General features: G+C 42.3%; 12 protein-coding genes. 3 read left to right on the top strand and 9 right to left on the bottom strand.

Features of this window, described 5'->3' with window-relative positions:
- Positions 1-193: 193 nt before the first annotated feature.
- Positions 194-1,039 carry a LysR substrate-binding domain-containing protein gene (locus tag ACFOHL_RS04765; RefSeq protein WP_376919060.1) on the bottom strand — a complete coding sequence of 282 codons (846 nt, stop codon included), beginning with the start codon at positions 1,037-1,039 and terminating at the stop codon, positions 194-196.
- Positions 1,040-1,186: 147 nt separating this feature from the next.
- On the opposite strand from ACFOHL_RS04765, the gene gcvT reads away from it, so the two are divergent.
- From gcvT to gcvP, 3 genes are all read left to right on the top strand, one after another.
- On the top strand, positions 1,187-2,275 hold the full coding sequence (gene gcvT / locus ACFOHL_RS04760; RefSeq protein WP_376919059.1) for a glycine cleavage system aminomethyltransferase GcvT: 1,089 nt from the start codon (positions 1,187-1,189) through the stop codon (positions 2,273-2,275).
- A gap of 36 nt (positions 2,276-2,311) precedes the next feature.
- Positions 2,312-2,701 (top strand): glycine cleavage system protein GcvH, encoded by a 390-nt coding sequence (gcvH, locus tag ACFOHL_RS04755; protein ID WP_376919244.1) that lies wholly within the window; start codon positions 2,312-2,314, stop codon positions 2,699-2,701.
- A 145-nt stretch (positions 2,702-2,846) separates the two neighbouring features.
- The gene (gene gcvP / locus ACFOHL_RS04750) at positions 2,847-5,786 is read left to right on the top strand and encodes an aminomethyl-transferring glycine dehydrogenase (RefSeq protein ID WP_376919058.1); all 2,940 of its coding nucleotides are present in this window, start codon (positions 2,847-2,849) and stop codon (positions 5,784-5,786) included.
- A gap of 91 nt (positions 5,787-5,877) precedes the next feature.
- Here gcvP and ACFOHL_RS04745 read toward each other — a convergent pair whose 3' ends face one another.
- From ACFOHL_RS04745 to ACFOHL_RS04710, 8 genes are read right to left on the bottom strand one after another with little or no spacing between them, the layout of a single operon-like run.
- Positions 5,878-6,624: a M48 family metallopeptidase gene (locus tag ACFOHL_RS04745; protein WP_376919057.1), complete on the bottom strand. Its 747-nt coding sequence runs from the start codon at positions 6,622-6,624 to the stop codon at positions 5,878-5,880.
- Entirely contained in the window at positions 6,624-9,800 is a 3,177-nt protein-coding gene (locus tag ACFOHL_RS04740) for a type I restriction endonuclease subunit R (protein WP_376919056.1), read from the bottom strand. Before ACFOHL_RS04740 ends, ACFOHL_RS04745 begins: the two co-directional genes overlap by 1 nt.
- A gap of 37 nt (positions 9,801-9,837) precedes the next feature.
- Positions 9,838-10,902 carry a type II toxin-antitoxin system antitoxin DNA ADP-ribosyl glycohydrolase DarG gene (gene darG / locus ACFOHL_RS04735; RefSeq protein WP_376919055.1) on the bottom strand — a complete coding sequence of 355 codons (1,065 nt, stop codon included), beginning with the start codon at positions 10,900-10,902 and terminating at the stop codon, positions 9,838-9,840.
- Positions 10,902-11,552, bottom strand: coding sequence for a type II toxin-antitoxin system toxin DNA ADP-ribosyl transferase DarT (darT, locus tag ACFOHL_RS04730; RefSeq protein ID WP_376919054.1), 651 nt, complete (start codon positions 11,550-11,552; stop codon positions 10,902-10,904). The genes darG and darT overlap by 1 nt, the downstream gene beginning before the upstream one ends.
- 2 nt (positions 11,553-11,554) lie before the next feature.
- Positions 11,555-12,955: a restriction endonuclease subunit S gene (locus ACFOHL_RS04725; protein ID WP_376919053.1), complete on the bottom strand. Its 1,401-nt coding sequence runs from the start codon at positions 12,953-12,955 to the stop codon at positions 11,555-11,557.
- Positions 12,952-13,095 carry a hypothetical protein gene (locus tag ACFOHL_RS04720; RefSeq protein WP_376919052.1) on the bottom strand — a complete coding sequence of 48 codons (144 nt, stop codon included), beginning with the start codon at positions 13,093-13,095 and terminating at the stop codon, positions 12,952-12,954. Before ACFOHL_RS04720 ends, ACFOHL_RS04725 begins: the two co-directional genes overlap by 4 nt.
- A complete protein-coding gene (locus tag ACFOHL_RS04715) occupies positions 13,085-14,131 on the bottom strand; it encodes a PDDEXK nuclease domain-containing protein (RefSeq protein WP_376919051.1) in 1,047 nt (348 codons plus the stop codon). The genes ACFOHL_RS04720 and ACFOHL_RS04715 overlap by 11 nt, the downstream gene beginning before the upstream one ends.
- A complete protein-coding gene (locus tag ACFOHL_RS04710; RefSeq protein ID WP_376919050.1) occupies positions 14,128-16,650 on the bottom strand; it encodes an N-6 DNA methylase in 2,523 nt (840 codons plus the stop codon). Before ACFOHL_RS04710 ends, ACFOHL_RS04715 begins: the two co-directional genes overlap by 4 nt.
- Positions 16,651-16,665 lie beyond the last annotated feature (15 nt).

Here is a 16,665-nt window from a genome sequence, read left to right as displayed (position 1 = left end):
TATTTTTACGAGTTGTAAGAACAGGTTAATTATACGTAATAAGAACGGAAATTGTTAACAAAACTTTATAAAAAATTGCACAAATTCATCACAAAGCAACTATGTGTTTGTAATATATGGTAATTTTTTGTCTCTAATTGGCAACATAAATTTCGCTTAACTTGCGTGAAAATATACCTATCCAATATTCATTTCACTTTATCCTGGCGCGTATATAGCTCGCCAGGGCTTCTGAGACTTGAGGATGTTGGGTACTTTGTTTGAACAGGCATACATCGATATTACCAAGAGTGGGTAGGCGGTTATCTTTGATTATATCGAGTTCTTTCGGAAGGCTTGATTTTGCTAGGGCTGTTACGCCTAAGCCTTGTTTAATAGCAGCTATTAAACCGTAAAGATCGGGATTGGTGTAGCTTATTTTCCAAGCTTGTGTCTGTTGTTTTAATTTGTGTATGACGCGACTGCGATAAATACAACCTTCAGGTGCTAGAACCAAAGAAATCATGTGTTGCGACAGAGCAAACGATGCATCTCCGGCCCACACTAATTCATCATTTTTTAACAGTTCTGCTTCTGGTTTTGCATCCGGCCTTACCAGCGCGAGAATCAAATCAAATTGACGTTTATATTGCTCACTCAATAAGTTTTGGCTCAACGCAGACGTGACATCCAGCGTGACGTCTGGATAGCGTTGGCTAAATTCGCCAATGATACTGGGCAACAAGGTGCTGGCAAACTCACTTGGAATCCCCAGTTTTAGTTGGCCTTGTAGCGAGTTCTCCTCTAAATCGCGAAATACACCATCATTAATGCTCAGCATTTGCTTCGCTTTTCCGTATAGCCATTCCCCATTTTTGTTTAGCTGATACCGTTGCCCTTGCTTGTCAAACAAGCGCCTGCCGATTTGACTTTCTAAGCGCTGTATCTGAAGTGTCACCGCCGGTTGTGTGCGTCCTAGTACTTCTCCTGCCTTTTTAAAACTGCCTAGTTCGACAATTTGGGTGAAGGTGCGTAGGACATCTAGAGATAATTGCTTCACGAAGTGTAACCTTTAGGATAATAAATATTAATTTTAATACATCCAAACATTAACAAAAATTATGTATGTATTGAAACTTTTAATTTGTTTGTATGGTGTTGGCTACCTATACTTTTCGTATAAATTTAATAATAAGTACTATATAAAATGAACAAAACCAGCTTACACCCAGCGCATCTAGCGGCAGATGCAAAAATGGTTGATTTTTTTGGTTGGGAAATGCCAATCAATTATGGTTCGCAAATAGAAGAGCACCACGCAGTCCGAAATGACGCTGGCATGTTTGACGTGTCTCATATGACTATTGTTGACGTGACAGGAAATGATGCTCAGGCGTATTTACAATACTTACTAGCAAACGATGTGGCAAAGTTGCAGTCCAAAGGAAAGGCCTTGTATTCTGCAATGTTAAATCACGAAGGCGGCGTGGTAGACGATCTTATTGTTTACTTTTTTGATACTACCAATTATCGGCTGGTAGTAAACAGCGCAACAAAAGAAAAAGATCTTGCGTGGTTAAATACGAATGCTGACAACTTTGATGTAAGCATTCAAGCTCGTGATGAATTTTGTATGATTGCGGTGCAAGGACCCAATGCAAAAGCCAAAGCCGAGCAAGTATTTACTGCAGCACAGCGAGAAGCGGTAAGTGGAATGAAACCCTTTTTTGGCGTACAAGCCGAAGATTTGTTTATTGCTACGACTGGTTATACTGGCGAAGCGGGTTACGAGATTTTGGTGCCAAAAGACAAGGCGGTTGATTTTTGGCAGGCCTTGAATCAAGCCGGCGTTAAGCCTTGTGGTTTAGGCGCGAGAGATACACTTCGACTAGAAGCAGGAATGAATTTGTACGGTCAGGATATGGACGAAAACATATCACCACTTCAAGCGAATATGGCTTGGACCGTTGCCTGGGAGCCTGATGATAGACTTTTTGTTGGGCGCGAAGCACTTGAGGCCAGTCGTGATATCTGTTCTGAAAAACTCGTTGGCTTGGTCATGAAAGACAAGGGCGTATTGCGAGCCGGACTAAAAGTTATCACTGAGGCGGGTGAAGGTATTATTACCTCTGGTTCTTTTTCTCCTACACTTGGTCATAGTATTGCATTTGCGCGTGTGCCCGTTGGCTCTGCGACTGAAATTGGCAATACAGTAAGTGTTGCTTTACGCAAAAAATTAGTCGACGTGCAAATCGTTAAGCCCAGTTTTGTTAGAAACGGAAAGAGCTTACTTTAACCGTAAATTTTTAGAAAAAAATAATTAGGAACAATGATGAGTAATATTCCGCAAGAGCTTAAGTATACAAATACACACGAATGGGTCAGATCTGAAGGCGAGGGTGTTTTCACAGTTGGTATTACCGAGCACGCGCAGGGGCTTTTAGGTGACATGGTTTTTCTTGATTTACCTGACGTCGGTGACGCTGTCACCACAGGCGACGAATGCGCAGTGGCAGAATCAGTAAAAGCGGCCTCTGATATCTACGCGCCAATAACAGGTGAAATCGTCGAAATAAACGAAGACTTGGAAGACAGCCCCGAACTTGTGAATTCTGATGCTTTTGGTGATGGCTGGTTGTTCAAAATAAAAGCCGAAGATAGCGAAGAGGCGAATGGCCTATTGGATGCAGAAGCCTACACTAATGTGATTGACGAAGAGTAATTCAGCTTTTTGGTACTCACAGAACATGAGTGCCAACACATCAATTAATGGCGTGCGGAGAAAGTGAATGTGTTCTCCTCAGGATGTTTTTATATTTTGTATTTGCTGTTGTATCTAACAGCATGGTTTTTTCTAAGGTTTTATCATGAATGTTGCGAATCCCGCATCTACTGCTCTTACTGCTTTGTCTTCTGTAAGTCTTGAAACGCTCGAAAATAAAGATGAATTCCTACGTCGACACATAGGCCCAGGTCAAGCAGAAATTGACCAAATGCTGTCCAACATTGGGGCTGAGTCTTTAGATGCATTGATTGCTGAAACCGTGCCGGCAGGTATTCGTTCAAATGGATTAGGGGTGGGTGACAGTGTTCGTGAAGAAGAAGCGCTAAAAGATTTAAAACAGCTTGCCCAACAAAACACGATCAATCGCTCATTCATTGGCATGGGGTATTACAATACTCACACGCCAAACGTGATTTTGCGAAACGTCTTAGAAAACCCCGGTTGGTACACCGCTTACACACCTTATCAACCTGAAATTGCGCAAGGCCGACTAGAAGCAATATTAAATTTTCAACAATTGACGATTGATTTGACAGGGTTGCCGCTGGCATCTGCCTCTCTTCTCGACGAAGCGACAGCCGCAGCAGAAGCCATGGCACTCGCTAAACGTGTATCGAAGAACAAAAAAGCCAATCAATTTTTTGTAGCTAATTCTGTGCACCCTCAAACGATAGACGTGCTCAAAACACGTGCCGATATGTTTGGTTTTGAATTGCTGGTGGGTGATATTAGCGAGATCAACAATTACGATTTGTTTGGCGCGCTGTTTCAATATCCAACATCGAGTGGGGAACTGATTGACTTACGTAGCTTAATTAGCGAACTGCAGGCTAAAAAGACAGTTATTGCGCTTGCGACCGATCTGTTGGCCTTAACTATGCTTCGTTCCCCAGGTGAGCTCGGCGCAGATATTGCCTTTGGCAGCGCACAGCGGTTTGGTGTACCGATGGGCTATGGTGGACCACATGCCGCATTTTTTGCAACGCGAGACAACTACAAACGCTCATTACCCGGTCGCATTATTGGTGTGAGTAAAGATACCCGTGGCAGACCTGCATTGCGCATGGCATTGCAAACCCGTGAGCAGCATATTCGTCGCGAAAAAGCCAACTCAAATATATGTACTGCGCAAGTCTTGTTGGCAAATATGGCGAGTTTTTACGCCGTCTATCACGGCCCTAGAGGGCTGACAGCGATTGCAAATCGCGTGCATAGGCTTTGCGACATATTGGCGCTAGGTTTGCGTCAAAAAGGGCTCGAGCTTAAACACACAAGTTGGTTTGATACTTTGTCTGTGGTGGTAGAAGATAAGGCGTCAGTACTACAAAAAGCCTATTCGCTGGGGATCAATTTGCGTCACGACCTAGACGGCGCGCTTGGCATAAGTATAGACGAAACAACAACACGCGCTGATATCGACGATTTGTTTACAGTATTTTTGGGGGAGTCACACGGCATTGATCTGCTTGCCCTTGATCAGCAGCTTATCAATGAAGGTAGCGAGTCGATTCCTGCAAATTTAGTGCGCAGCTCATCTTTTCTAAACCATGAAGTGTTTAATCGCTATCATTCCGAAACAGAGATGCTAAGGTATATAAAGTCACTAGAAAATAAAGACTTAGCGCTAAATCATTCGATGATTTCGCTTGGCTCTTGTACTATGAAATTAAATGCTACTGCCGAAATGATCCCTGTTACCTGGCCTGAATTTGGTCAGCTTCACCCTTTTGCGCCATTGGATCAAGCGCAAGGCTACAAGCATATGATTAATGAGTTGAGTGATTGGCTCATTGATATCACCGGTTACGATGCGCTGTCTATGCAACCAAACTCTGGCGCACAAGGAGAATATGCCGGTCTACTTGCAATCCAACGCTATCATCAAAGCCGAGGAGAAGGGCACAGAAATGTCTGTTTAATTCCACAATCAGCCCATGGTACTAATCCTGCCTCTGCACAAATGGTGAGTCTCAAGGTCGTGGTAGTCGACTGTGACGCTCAAGGCAATGTTGATTTGGATGATTTACGCAATAAAGCAGAGCAAGTTAAAGACACACTGAGTTGTGCGATGATCACCTATCCGTCTACCCACGGTGTATATGAAGAAACCGTAAAAGAGATTTGTGAAATTGTTCACGAATTTGGCGGGCAAGTGTATATGGATGGTGCAAACATGAATGCGCAGGTAGGCATTACATCCCCTGGACTTATTGGCTCGGATGTATCGCACTTAAATCTGCACAAAACCTTTTGTATTCCGCATGGTGGCGGCGGGCCTGGTATGGGACCGATTGGCGTAAAATCACACCTAGCACCATTTTTACCTAGTCACAGCGTGATAAGCCTAAATGCAGCAGGTACTGGGGACGAGCTTGGAAGCAATAGCGCGGTTTCAGCCGCGCCTTGGGGCAGTGCCTCTATTTTGCCAATCAGTTATATGTACATCAAAATGATGGGAAGTGAAGGCTTAAAACGCGCGACAGAAGTTGCCATACTGAATGCAAACTACCTTGCTTCAAAGTTATCGGGTCACTATCCGATTTTGTACAAAGGCACAAATGGCAGAGTCGCACACGAGTGCATTGTAGACTTAAGACCCTTAAAAGAAGCAAGCGGCGTGACAGAGCTAGATGTTGCCAAACGCCTTAACGACTATGGCTTTCACGCCCCGACGATGAGCTTTCCGGTTGCGGGCACTTTAATGATAGAGCCTACGGAGTCTGAGGCTAAAGTCGAGCTTGACCGGTTTATTGAAGCGATGATTTGTATTAGGCAAGAAATTGCAAAAGTAGAAAGTGGTGAGTGGAGCGTAACGGACAACCCTTTGCACAATGCACCCCACACTTTGGCAGACATAGTTGATGCCAACTGGGATCGCGCCTACAGTAAAGAGCTTGCCGCTTACCCAGTCGAAGCAGTTGCAAAAGACAAGTTTTGGCCAACGGTCAATCGGATTGATGATGTGTTTGGTGATCGGAACTTGGTGTGTTCTTGCCCAGATATGGATGCTTATCGGGAGTAGGGGGCGAACTGTTGTGGTCATGTAATTAAGTAGGTTAATTCAGCTTAAGCACAAATTGAAAAGCGGATCTCAACGCGCCGCTTTTTTGTTTTTAATAACTCCAGTCTTCATAGGCCAGAGGCAGGCTATTAAGCAAGTCTCTGCGTTCTTTCCAGTTAGGCATATGTTTGTCCATAAGTGAGCGAAATCGCTCATTATGGTGACGTTCTAGTAAATGAACTAATTCGTGGACAAGGATGTACTCTATGCACTCTGGTGGCTTCTTAGCAAGTTCGAGGTTGAGCCATATGCGCTTAGCCTGAATATTGCAGCTTCCCCATTTGGTTTTCATCTTTTTGATGTTGAGAGAGCCAGCGTTTACCCCCAGTTTTTTTTCCCATTGAGGTAATAGTTTCTCAAGTGAGCGCTGCATTTCAGCTCGATAGAAACGGTTAAGTAATTTTAATTTGTTGTCGGCTGACGTATTTTCAGCAGTCGCCATTACTAAATGACCATTTCCCTTTGCCGTAACACTGTATTTACCTTTTGCCTCAAAAAGCCTTAAGCGGTATTTTCTTCCCCATAAATAGTGGCATTCACCATTCACCATTTCACGAATTGATTGGCGTTCTTGGCTTGCAAAGTCAGATTGCTGTTTTTTTATCCATCCAAGTTTATTCACGACAGCCAACCTCACCTTTTGTTCACTCGTATCGTTTGGAATGGACAGGCGCACTTTGCCATTGGGCGGAAGTACACATAGATGAATGTTTTTAATGGCTCTTCGATTTAGCTCAACATCAATGTCACCAATGCGAACTACTTCAATACGTTGAGCATTGCTTTTGGTATGACGCACTAATGGTATTCCTTCTGAGCTTTAATTAGCTCCATGACATCAACAATATTTATGTCATAACCTACCGCTTCTTCTCGCACTGCGTTAGCTATCTCACGTTCTTTAAATCTATCTCCAAGCCAATCGGCTTTTTTAGTGTAGCGAACAGCCGTATCAATTTTAGTAGTGAGTACTTCATTGTTACCGAAGTTGTCATAAATCGCTTGTTTAGCTGGCGTATCAACAGAAGTGGGATAGCTTTGATTGCTATTTTTAGTTGGGTTAATCACTTTGTTCGCTAGTGCTCGTATTTGCTCTAGATACTCTTGATAGCTAATAGCTTGTTCTCTTCGCTGCTTAATGATTTCATCGAGCAGCGTTGCCATGCTATCAAAGTATTTAGGGTTTACTGGATTTTCATCAACAATAGTTTTTCTGACGTTATTCTCAATGGCTTCTGCCATTGCGTCCTCGTTATCACGCAAGCCTTCAGGTAAATTTTCTAAACCTTTACCGTTGTTATTTACCACTAGATCAATCAAGCCTAATTCTTCAAAATCCATAAGTTTTTCACTGTCATCAGCTCGAATATACATATCAAGTAACTGACGCATAGCAGGCTCAAACCTCTTCATTTCGAGTAGATCGCCACTGGAAAGCTTTACCTCATCTCGCACTTTCTCAAAGTACGCGACTTCTTTCTTAATACTTTTCGCTTCTACAAAGGTGTAACCAGTTTGTTCCATTTCATTTGCAAGGTTAGTATAAGCGCGGATTAGCTTAGCTACCGATTGATATAGAGTTAAACGCAGTGCTTCTTTTTCTGTGCGCTCATTTTCATCCTTTGGTTCAACACCTGACTCACCACAAAAATAATGGATAAAATCTTTAGTATCTCTAGGTGCTTTCACTGGCTCACATAACGCTCGTACTGCTTCCAGCGCATTATCTAAATCAGTACGAGATTCTTGTAATCGATCTTTTAATAGCCCTTTAACATCGTCAGCATCGTAGCCATCAAACGCTTCGGCTGTGTAATCTTTAATAGCTTTATCAAGTGAACGGAATAAGTCTTTATAGTCGATGATGTAACCGTAGTCTTTATCTTCACCATCCAATCGGTTTACACGACAAATAGCTTGGAATAGGTTGTGATCAGCCATTTTTTTATCGATATAAAGGTAAGTAGCAGAAGGGGCATCAAAGCCAGTGAGCAGCTTATCTACAACGATCAGCAGACGCATTTGCCCCGGCTCTTCAATAAAGCGTTTCTTAACGGCTTTTTCAAACTCTTCAACTCGCTTAGCGGCTTCTTCTTCGCTTTGTTCAAAGTACTCCGCTAACATCTTGCGATAGGTGTCATATTTAAACAGCTTTTCAGTTAACCCCTCACCAGATTCTTCGCCTTTTATAGCGCCTGCGACTGGCTGATAACTGGTTACTACCGCACATTTACCAGCAAGATCTGTTTTAGAAAACATCTCATAAACCATGCAGGCTTGATGGACACTGGCACACACCAACATAGCGTTACCTCTACCAGACATTAGTGCAGGCTTTCTTTTCATATCTAGCCATATATCCATCACAATACGTTCTAGTCGAGATTTACTAGAGAGCACTTTTTGCATGGTTCCCCATTTTTGTTTGAGCTGCATTTTGGCTAGGTTAGATAAGCCTTGTGTATTTGCATCGAACCAAGTATCAACCCCTTTCTCTGAAGTTAAATGCTGATCAATATCTCTTGCTTCATAACGCAGATCTAGTACCACACCGTCACTTACCGCTTCGTCAAATTTGTAGGTGTGAATATATGGACCAAAGACTTCTAAGGACTTCTTCTTGTCCTTCTTCATCAGAGGTGTACCCGTAAAGCCGATAAACATAGCTTCAGGGCCATTTCCCTTGCTAAACAAGGCTTTCATCGCTTCGTGCAACTTGCCCGATTGAGTTCTATGACACTCATCGACAAACACAAACAAGTTGCCTTTTACGGCAAAGTCGCTTGGCAGGTTTTTAGTTATCGCTTCAAGGTAGTCTTTTGTTGCTTGTATGTCGGCTTCTTCACTTTCTTTTTCAGTCAGCGCTTCGCCATTTCGACCAAACTTATGTACTAGTGAGCAGAACAACCAAGGGTTAGGTTGATTAAGCGTGGCAACCAAATCCCGTCCGCTCTTGGTACGATAGATCTCTTCATCAACACCAGAGAATACTTTTTCTATTTGTTCGTCTAATTCGGTTCGGTCAGTAACAATAAGCACCCGCGAATCCGTTACATTCTCACGTATCCATTTGGCAAGCCAAACCATCGTTAAGCTTTTACCAGAACCTTGCGTGTGCCAAATAATGCCATCTTCGTGCGTTTTTACGTGTTTCTGTGCAGCTTGGATGCCGAAGTATTGGTTGTGTCGGCATGTTTTCTTCACCCCAGCATCAAACACAATAAAGTCATGAATGAGTTGCAGGAAACGCTTTTTATCGCACAATTGCGCGATATGGGTATCGAGTAAGTTCTCTGTTTTTATATCGCCTGCTGGCAATGGATTGGGGTTTTCTTTACCGCTACATTCTTTCCATTCAAGGTAATATTTTTCAGAAGTTTCAATCGTACCATAGCGGACACCTTGGGTATCATTGCCTGCCATTACTAGCTGCATGGTGGTAAAAAAGTTACGAATAAACGCTTTCTTTTGGTTGTCTAAGTTTTGGCGAATTCCTTCACTGACAGAGACCGAGGAGCGTTTTAATTCAATTACTCCAAGTGCGATACCATTTACATAAATCACGATATCAGGGCGCTTTTTCAGCTCACCTTTTACGGTAACTTCTTCAGCAATGGCAAAGTTGTTAGCTTCTGGGTTGTTCCAGTCAATTAGCCAAACTGTTTGGTTTAGTTCACCCGCACCTTCTTTTTCTTTTACACCATAACGTAGAAGACGATAAACATCTTTGTTTGCATCAAAGAGCTTTTTACCTTCGCCAAGGGCTGCGGCAGTATCAAGCTGGCGTAATGCTCGGGTAATTAGTGAGTCAGGAATCCCACGCCCTTTAAGCCATTTAGTGAGCAGGTCTTTTTCAATATTGCTATTACCTTCACGGTATTCCCAATTACCTAAGTAATCGTAATCAAGCTGATCTTCAAAAAACTTAACCACTCGGTTTTGGGTTTTACGTTCTATCTGGCCGACATTGCTCATATAGTTCCTTTATATTCTTTTTATTGGACTAACTTATTTAACTTAGTTTTTCCAAGCTAGATAAAGCAAATTCAATTTCTTTATCACCAAACAGAGTTAATTTCCGTTGTGCCCACTTTGCCCCAGCTGGCCAATTTGCGATGCCTTGCTTGATAGACTCAACATTCTTAGCACATCCTTGTCTAGTAACGAGCCAATCTACTGTAGATAAAAGCTCAAGACCAAAAGGAGACTCGAAGCCATTAATTACTTCAGTTGCTTCTTCTAATGCAGGTAAATACTCTTTCGCCTCGGTACTTAAGTAGGTCGAAACTTTTTGCCTCTCTTTTTCATTGAACCAGATGACATCTAAAGGATCGCAATCAGGAATACGTTTATCTGATTTTAAATAGCTACCATCTAAAGCATTTAACAAATGCTCTAAATTGTTGGCATAAGGACCATAATAATTTGCTTCAAATTTGAGCTTTAACTCGTTTTTCAAACCTTTATGCTCAATGGTTCTCTGTAAAAACCAAGCTAACTTTTGAATTTCTAGCAGGCTACATTCCATGCCTAATATCCAATAGCGCCTTACCAGTTCTGCAACTAATGCTCTTGCAGGGCTTAGTTTTTTTACGCCTGATTTTTTAGCGACATTTTGATATTTGCTGGTAGGTTCAAACACAATAATGTTTGTATTTTCAATATCAGATAATACTTTTTCGATTTCGAATTTCACCTCAGGCCAAGATAAACCACCTTGCCCAGCGCCAAGAGGCGGAATTGCTATCGAACTGACATTATTTTTTTCTATAAAATGGCGAAGATCGACTAAACCATCTTGAATCCATTCCATTTTAGATTTTGCACGCCAATGTTGTTTGGTAGGGAAGTTTACAATCCACCTAGGTCCCATTAATTCGCCTGTTTCAGTAACAAACATTTTGCCTGTGTTTACTTGCTTGGCTTTACATGCACTTGCGTAATCTGCCATATTTTTAGGAAAGCGTTCTTTGAACATTAACGCAATGCCTTTTCCCATAACCCCTACAGTATTCACTGTATTAACTAATGCATCTGCGTTAGCTTCAAGTAAATTACCTTGTGTATAAGTGATCATTAGAAGTACCATCCTGGACGTACAATAACGTCTAAATTCATATTGCGCTGTTGAATATGTTGTTCTAATTGTTGCTCAACTTGAGCGTTGTAGCAAGCTATGCCTAATAACGCATTTATTGGGCAATGCTGTTTGATTAATGCCTCAGCTTGATATCGCTCGAACTTCGCTGGATCATTCAGATCTCTAGCAAAATTTCTTGCTTGTAAAATAGCCCAATCGATCTCTCCTAAGGAATTCAAATCGGAATAAAAGTTTGCCCATTGATAATACGCATGCATGTCTGTAAAGACAAAGTCCAAGTTTAACTGTTCAACTTTGTGTAGCGAGGATACCAAAATAACAATATCTTGGTTTGGTCGTTGCACAACCCCTCGTCCCGATTTGATATTCATCAACGTGGGTGAGAACGGGGTAAAGTAAAACGGCACATAGTCGTTTAAACAACCATAAGGCGCAATCGGTACGGGATGTGAAGCCCGTTTATCTATTAACTCTGTACTGCCTATTTGCTCCCAATGGGGGGCTTGTACCTGACTATTGCCGCAATACAAACCATTATCCAAAATCCAAGGAATATTATTACGGTGCACAATTCGCCAAATCAGTGCTTTTTTAGGGTTAAGTGTATGGCTATAGTCATAGGCCATGCTTACATCTCCATTGACTTATTCCATGGCAAACGTGTACGGCCAGTGAGTAGCTCTTGCATCATGCCTTGTTTAATTTGGCGGGTTTTTGCTAAACGCTGTTCAAGGGTTTGGATTTCGTTATCCATATCCGAGAGGATGGTGGCGATGGCGGTTTGTTCTTCAATCCTTGGTACTCTGATAAAGTGATTTTTTACAACATTCCAATCAGCTCGAGGCATATGTGTTCCATAAGCTTCACTTGTTGCAGCTATAAATGAATCCATTTGAACCAATTGATAGAGAAAAGGTGAAATAACTAAATTATTTTGCGGTTTTAATACCCAAATTTCAGTCGAACATACCCCATCTCTGTCAGCTAACCAATACTTACGAAGGTAAGATCTCAACTTGCCAAATAATACATCCTGTTTACCGAAGACAGTTTTGATCGCTGATGATTCTGAAGTTATTGTTGATCCTCTAAGGCATCCCTTATTTTGTTCTACATGCTCCAGCTCGATGCAGAAATCACCACCTCCCATAATCTGAGGGTTAACGCGCTTATTAGACGGTTGCGCCAACATACCAAACGTAAACACATCCCAATCCTCAGGGATTTCGCCTAGTTCGCTGGGCTTTGTGCCTTTACGTCGGCTATCCATGCCTCCGCTCTTCGAGCCGTCGTCGCAAGCTCCGACGTTAACATTCGTTCCAGACGAATGTTTGTGTCTGGCCTGCCATTCTTCTTCGGTGTAAGTGGCGAATTGCGGTAAACGGGTTTTGCCTGTCAGCAGTTGCTGCATGGTGGCGGTTTTAATCGCTTGTTTTTTCGCGATCAGCTTTTCCAATTCCGTTAACAGCGCATCGACATCGGATAAGGCATTGGCAATGGCGGCTTGTTCTTCTTGTGGTGGATTTAAAAATTTGAAGTTTTTAACTAGTTCTGTATCTAAAACACCAGCGCTATTTCCCGCAGAACTTACTAGCTTTAGCAACTCAGATTCCATTGCCAGCAAATAAATAGTTAAGTACCTTGGTACAATGTTGCTATTAGGGATTAGAGCCTTCACATCTTGGTTAAAGCATAAAGGAGCTACCACCAATCCGGCTCTGATCTCGTTATGAAGTGCACTCCCTCGAACCAATAACAATGTTGAATTGAATGGGGCCATTTTACTTCCGGCTTCAACCCCTTCTTTTGTTAAGCTCTGATCGGATGTTGAAAGCTCTAAAGATTTTAAGGTTGAGCCACTAATCCAAGGTATATTTCCTTGCCAATAATCTTCACGTTTTCGGCTTGGCGTCCCACCTGATAGCCAAGCAGTAACATCTCCAACAGATTTAGCTTCCCAATCTTCAGGAATAACACCAACCTCAGTCTGTTTATACCCCTGTGGAACTGTTTGTTCTAAAGTACTCATAGTGGCCACTCCAAGCCCATTGCTTTTATGTGGCCTGAGACTTTATCGTTGAGGTCATCGACAGACTGAGTTAATGTTGGCAGTGGTGTGCTATAGCGTTCTTCCAATTGTTTTACGCGGTATTCCATTCTATGCGTCATCGCCCAGCTCCTTATGTTGTAATTTTGCCAAAGCATGTGCGCGTTCGCGCTCTAGTTCTTGTTTTAGTTCTTGTTCGGTGGGTAAATAAGGTAAGTACTTGGCGGCAAAGAGTTGTTTTTGCTCAGCAAGTACCGAGTATTTCACTATCGCTTCACTTTTTTCGCTGCACAATACTAGGCCAATGGTGGGGTTGTCATCACTGCCTTTACGTTGTTCATCGTAAAGTCGCACATAGGTGTCCATTTGGCCTATGTCTTGATGTTTAAGTTTGCCGAGTTTTAAGTCAACCAATAGAAAACATTTGAGCTTGAAGTTGTAGAACACCAGATCAATATAAAAGTCCTCGTCATCAAAACGAATGCGTTGTTGGCGCTCAACAAATGCAAACCCTTTGCCGAGCTCTAATAAAAACTGTTGCAGATTGCTGATAATGGCTTGCTCTAACTCGCTTTCTTGATAGGTTTTATCCTGCAAGTTTAAAAAGTCGAGAATGTAAGGGTCGCGTAGGTAGTCTTTGGCGGTTTCGACCAGTGGCTGGGTGTTGGTCTGTGCTTCTTGCTCCACTAAGTGCTTATCTTTGCTGGCGAGTAAACGCTCGTAATACAGGGATGCTATTTGTCTGTCTAATGCTCGCACACTCCAGTTATTGTTGATTGCTTCTTGCTGATACCATTGGCGCGCAGTGGCGTTGTCAATTTTACTTAATCGGTTGTAATGCGACCAACTTAATTCGAGAGACACTGTCTCTCGAATTGGAAATGCCTGATAAAAACTGCGCATATTACGCAGGTTGGTTACATCAAACCCTTTACCCAATCTTGCGGTTAGGGTGTGTGACAATTGCTGTAGTTGTTGTTTACCATAGGCTGCGCGGCTTTCACCCTGTTGCTCGTCTTCAACGATTACCCGGCCGATTTGCCAATAACTTTGCACCATCGCACTGTTAACAGCATGACGAACTTGTGCGCGTGCCTGTTCAATAAAGGTGACTATTGAGTCGGCTAACTGGTTGAGCTTAACTTGATTATGACTCATTCACTCCACTCCAAACCAATTGGCAAACCCATTGCTTTTAAGTGGCCTGCAACTTTATCGCTAAGGTCGTCAACAGATTGCGCTAGGGTTGGTAATGGCGTGCTGTAGCGCTCTTCCAGTTGTTTAACACGGTTTGCCATTTGTTGGGTAACACGCTCAATTTCAGCAACAATATTGGCTTGTAATGTAGCAAGCCATTTGTCATCGACAATCAGGGTTTTGATTTCATCAATAGTGAGTTTTGGATATTGGTTAAATACCTTTAAATCCAACGCCTCTTGGGCTTCTTTAACAGCTTTTTTGGCTGCCGCTTCTGCATTAAATAGCTTAGTTGCTTGTTTCAGCGCTTTAACTTCATCTGCATCGGTTGCGAGTTTTGTTCTGGCGGCAACGCTGGCTTTGGTGATTTTGTCTTTATCGTTTAGGGCTTCAACTAATAAGCCGTCTTCGCTCCCAGTTCCAGAAGAAGCATGTTCCTCAAGGTAACTTTCAAGAGCTTGGGAGGCTTCGTCTTGTTTGGCTTGCAGGGCATCTACTTGCGCTTGTTCGTCAGCAAAATAACGGGCAACCATTAAGCTTGGTGGAATAATCTCAGCTTTGTACTTAAGCTTGTTGATGATTAAGTCAGGTGTTTCTTTAAGCTTCTCGCCCTTTACCGCAACTAGTTCGCGTAAGGTATTACCTGCTTGCCAATCGTCCTGTACTAATACATATACATCGTCCTGCATGGTATCAGCCCAGTAATCCATAAGGATTTGGTAAATATCGTATTTACTCAATAGGTCGCTATTGGCATAGCTGTTTAATAAATTCTCTGAAATGTTAAAGATAAAGCTTTTCGGGTTGTCGCCAACTTTGATTTCTTTTAATTTGGCTTCAGGTATCCACTGTTTGAATGGAAATAGGCTACGGGCGGCAAAGTCTTTAAATTCTTGGTGAGCCAAAATGGTACTTTTTACTTGGCTTGCTTCAACGAGTGCATGGCTGTAGCCGCTTCTTTTTGGATTTGGTTCTGGTTTAAATAAAGTTGCACGAATACTAGGGAATACCTGCCAGTAATGCTCAAGGGCATCAATGTCACGGTTTGGAATGCCACCTTGCAGGTGAGCACTTAAATCGTGTAAGTCTTCTGGTTCAGACGAGTCGATATAACGCGGTATGTTAAGGTTGTAGTCGTTTGCGGCAATTTCATCAATACCCACTGAGCGGCTGTAACGCTCAAGCTCTAAGCCTTTGTTAAATACATCAACAATTTTATGAATGTCTTGGCTGCGCAGTCGGTTTTTGTTGCCATCTTTGATAAAGCCTTTGCTGGCATCAATCATAAAGATTGGGCGACCTGATACGGTTGGTAGTGTTTCATCACCATCGTTAAAGCTACCACTTGATTCAAAAATGGCTTTTTGTGCGTGCTCTTTATCAATCACGATAATACAAGCAGGAATACCAGTGCCGTAGAATAAGTTGGCAGGTAAACCAATAATGCCTTTGATGTAACCTTGTTTGATAAGATTTTCACGAATCGTAGCTTCAGCATTACCACGGAACAATACACCGTGGGGTAAGATCACCGCACCTTTACCTGTGCTTTTTAAGCTTTTGATAATGTGCAGTAAGAAGGTGTAGTCACCGTTTTTTTCCGGTGGAATACCCCAAGTAAAACGGTTATATAAATCGTTTTCTGGGGTTAAGCCACTGGTCCAGTTTTTATTTGAAAATGGAGGATTGGCAACCGCAAAATCAAATGTTTTTAATGATGCTCCATCTTTAAAAGCTGGAGATGAAAGTGTATTCCCTTGAGCAATTGTTCGTATGTCAGATACATGTCCATGTAAAATCAGGTTCATTTTAGATAGTGCAGATGTAGTTACATCCATTTCTTGCCCAAATATAGATAAACCACGTGGAGCTTCATCACTAGCTTTTAATAACAAAGAACCTGAACCACAAGTTGGGTCATACACTGTAGCATCTTGAGAAGTGTCTTCTTTAATGCCTACCACTTTCGCTAGAATTTGAGACACTTCCGATGGTGTATAGAATTGGCCTTTAGATTTACCTGATTCAGTAGCAAAGTGGCGCATTAGATACTCGTAAGCGTCACCTAATAAATCATCACCGCCAGCACGGTTGGAAGATAAATCTAAGCCTTGGAAAATACCGATTAGCTTGGTTAGGCGGTCTACCATTTCTTTGCCTTTTCCGAGCTTGTCTTCATCGTTGAAGTCGGCAACGTCTATCACGCCTTTGAGGTCATTTTCTTCCGCAAGGGCTGCGATGATCTTATTAATTTTATCGCCAATTTCCTTGTCGTTTTTGGCGGCTATCATATCGTCATAGCTTGCACCTTCTGGCACGACAATCATGCCATATGGGTCGCCTTTGTATTTATCGCTAACGTACTTCATGAAAAGCATGGTTAGCACGTAGTCTTTGTATTGGCTGGCATCCATCCCGCCACGCAGCTCGTCACAGCTTGCCCATAATGATGAATAAAGTTCTGTCTTTTTAATTGCCATGTGTGTTCTTTTAAA

The organism is Agaribacter flavus, assembly GCF_042646125.1.
Taxonomy (GTDB): Bacteria; Pseudomonadota; Gammaproteobacteria; order Enterobacterales; family Alteromonadaceae; genus Glaciecola; species Glaciecola flavus.
Note: the sequence above shows the minus strand (reverse complement) of the source record. Positions and strands in the feature narration are given on the sequence as shown.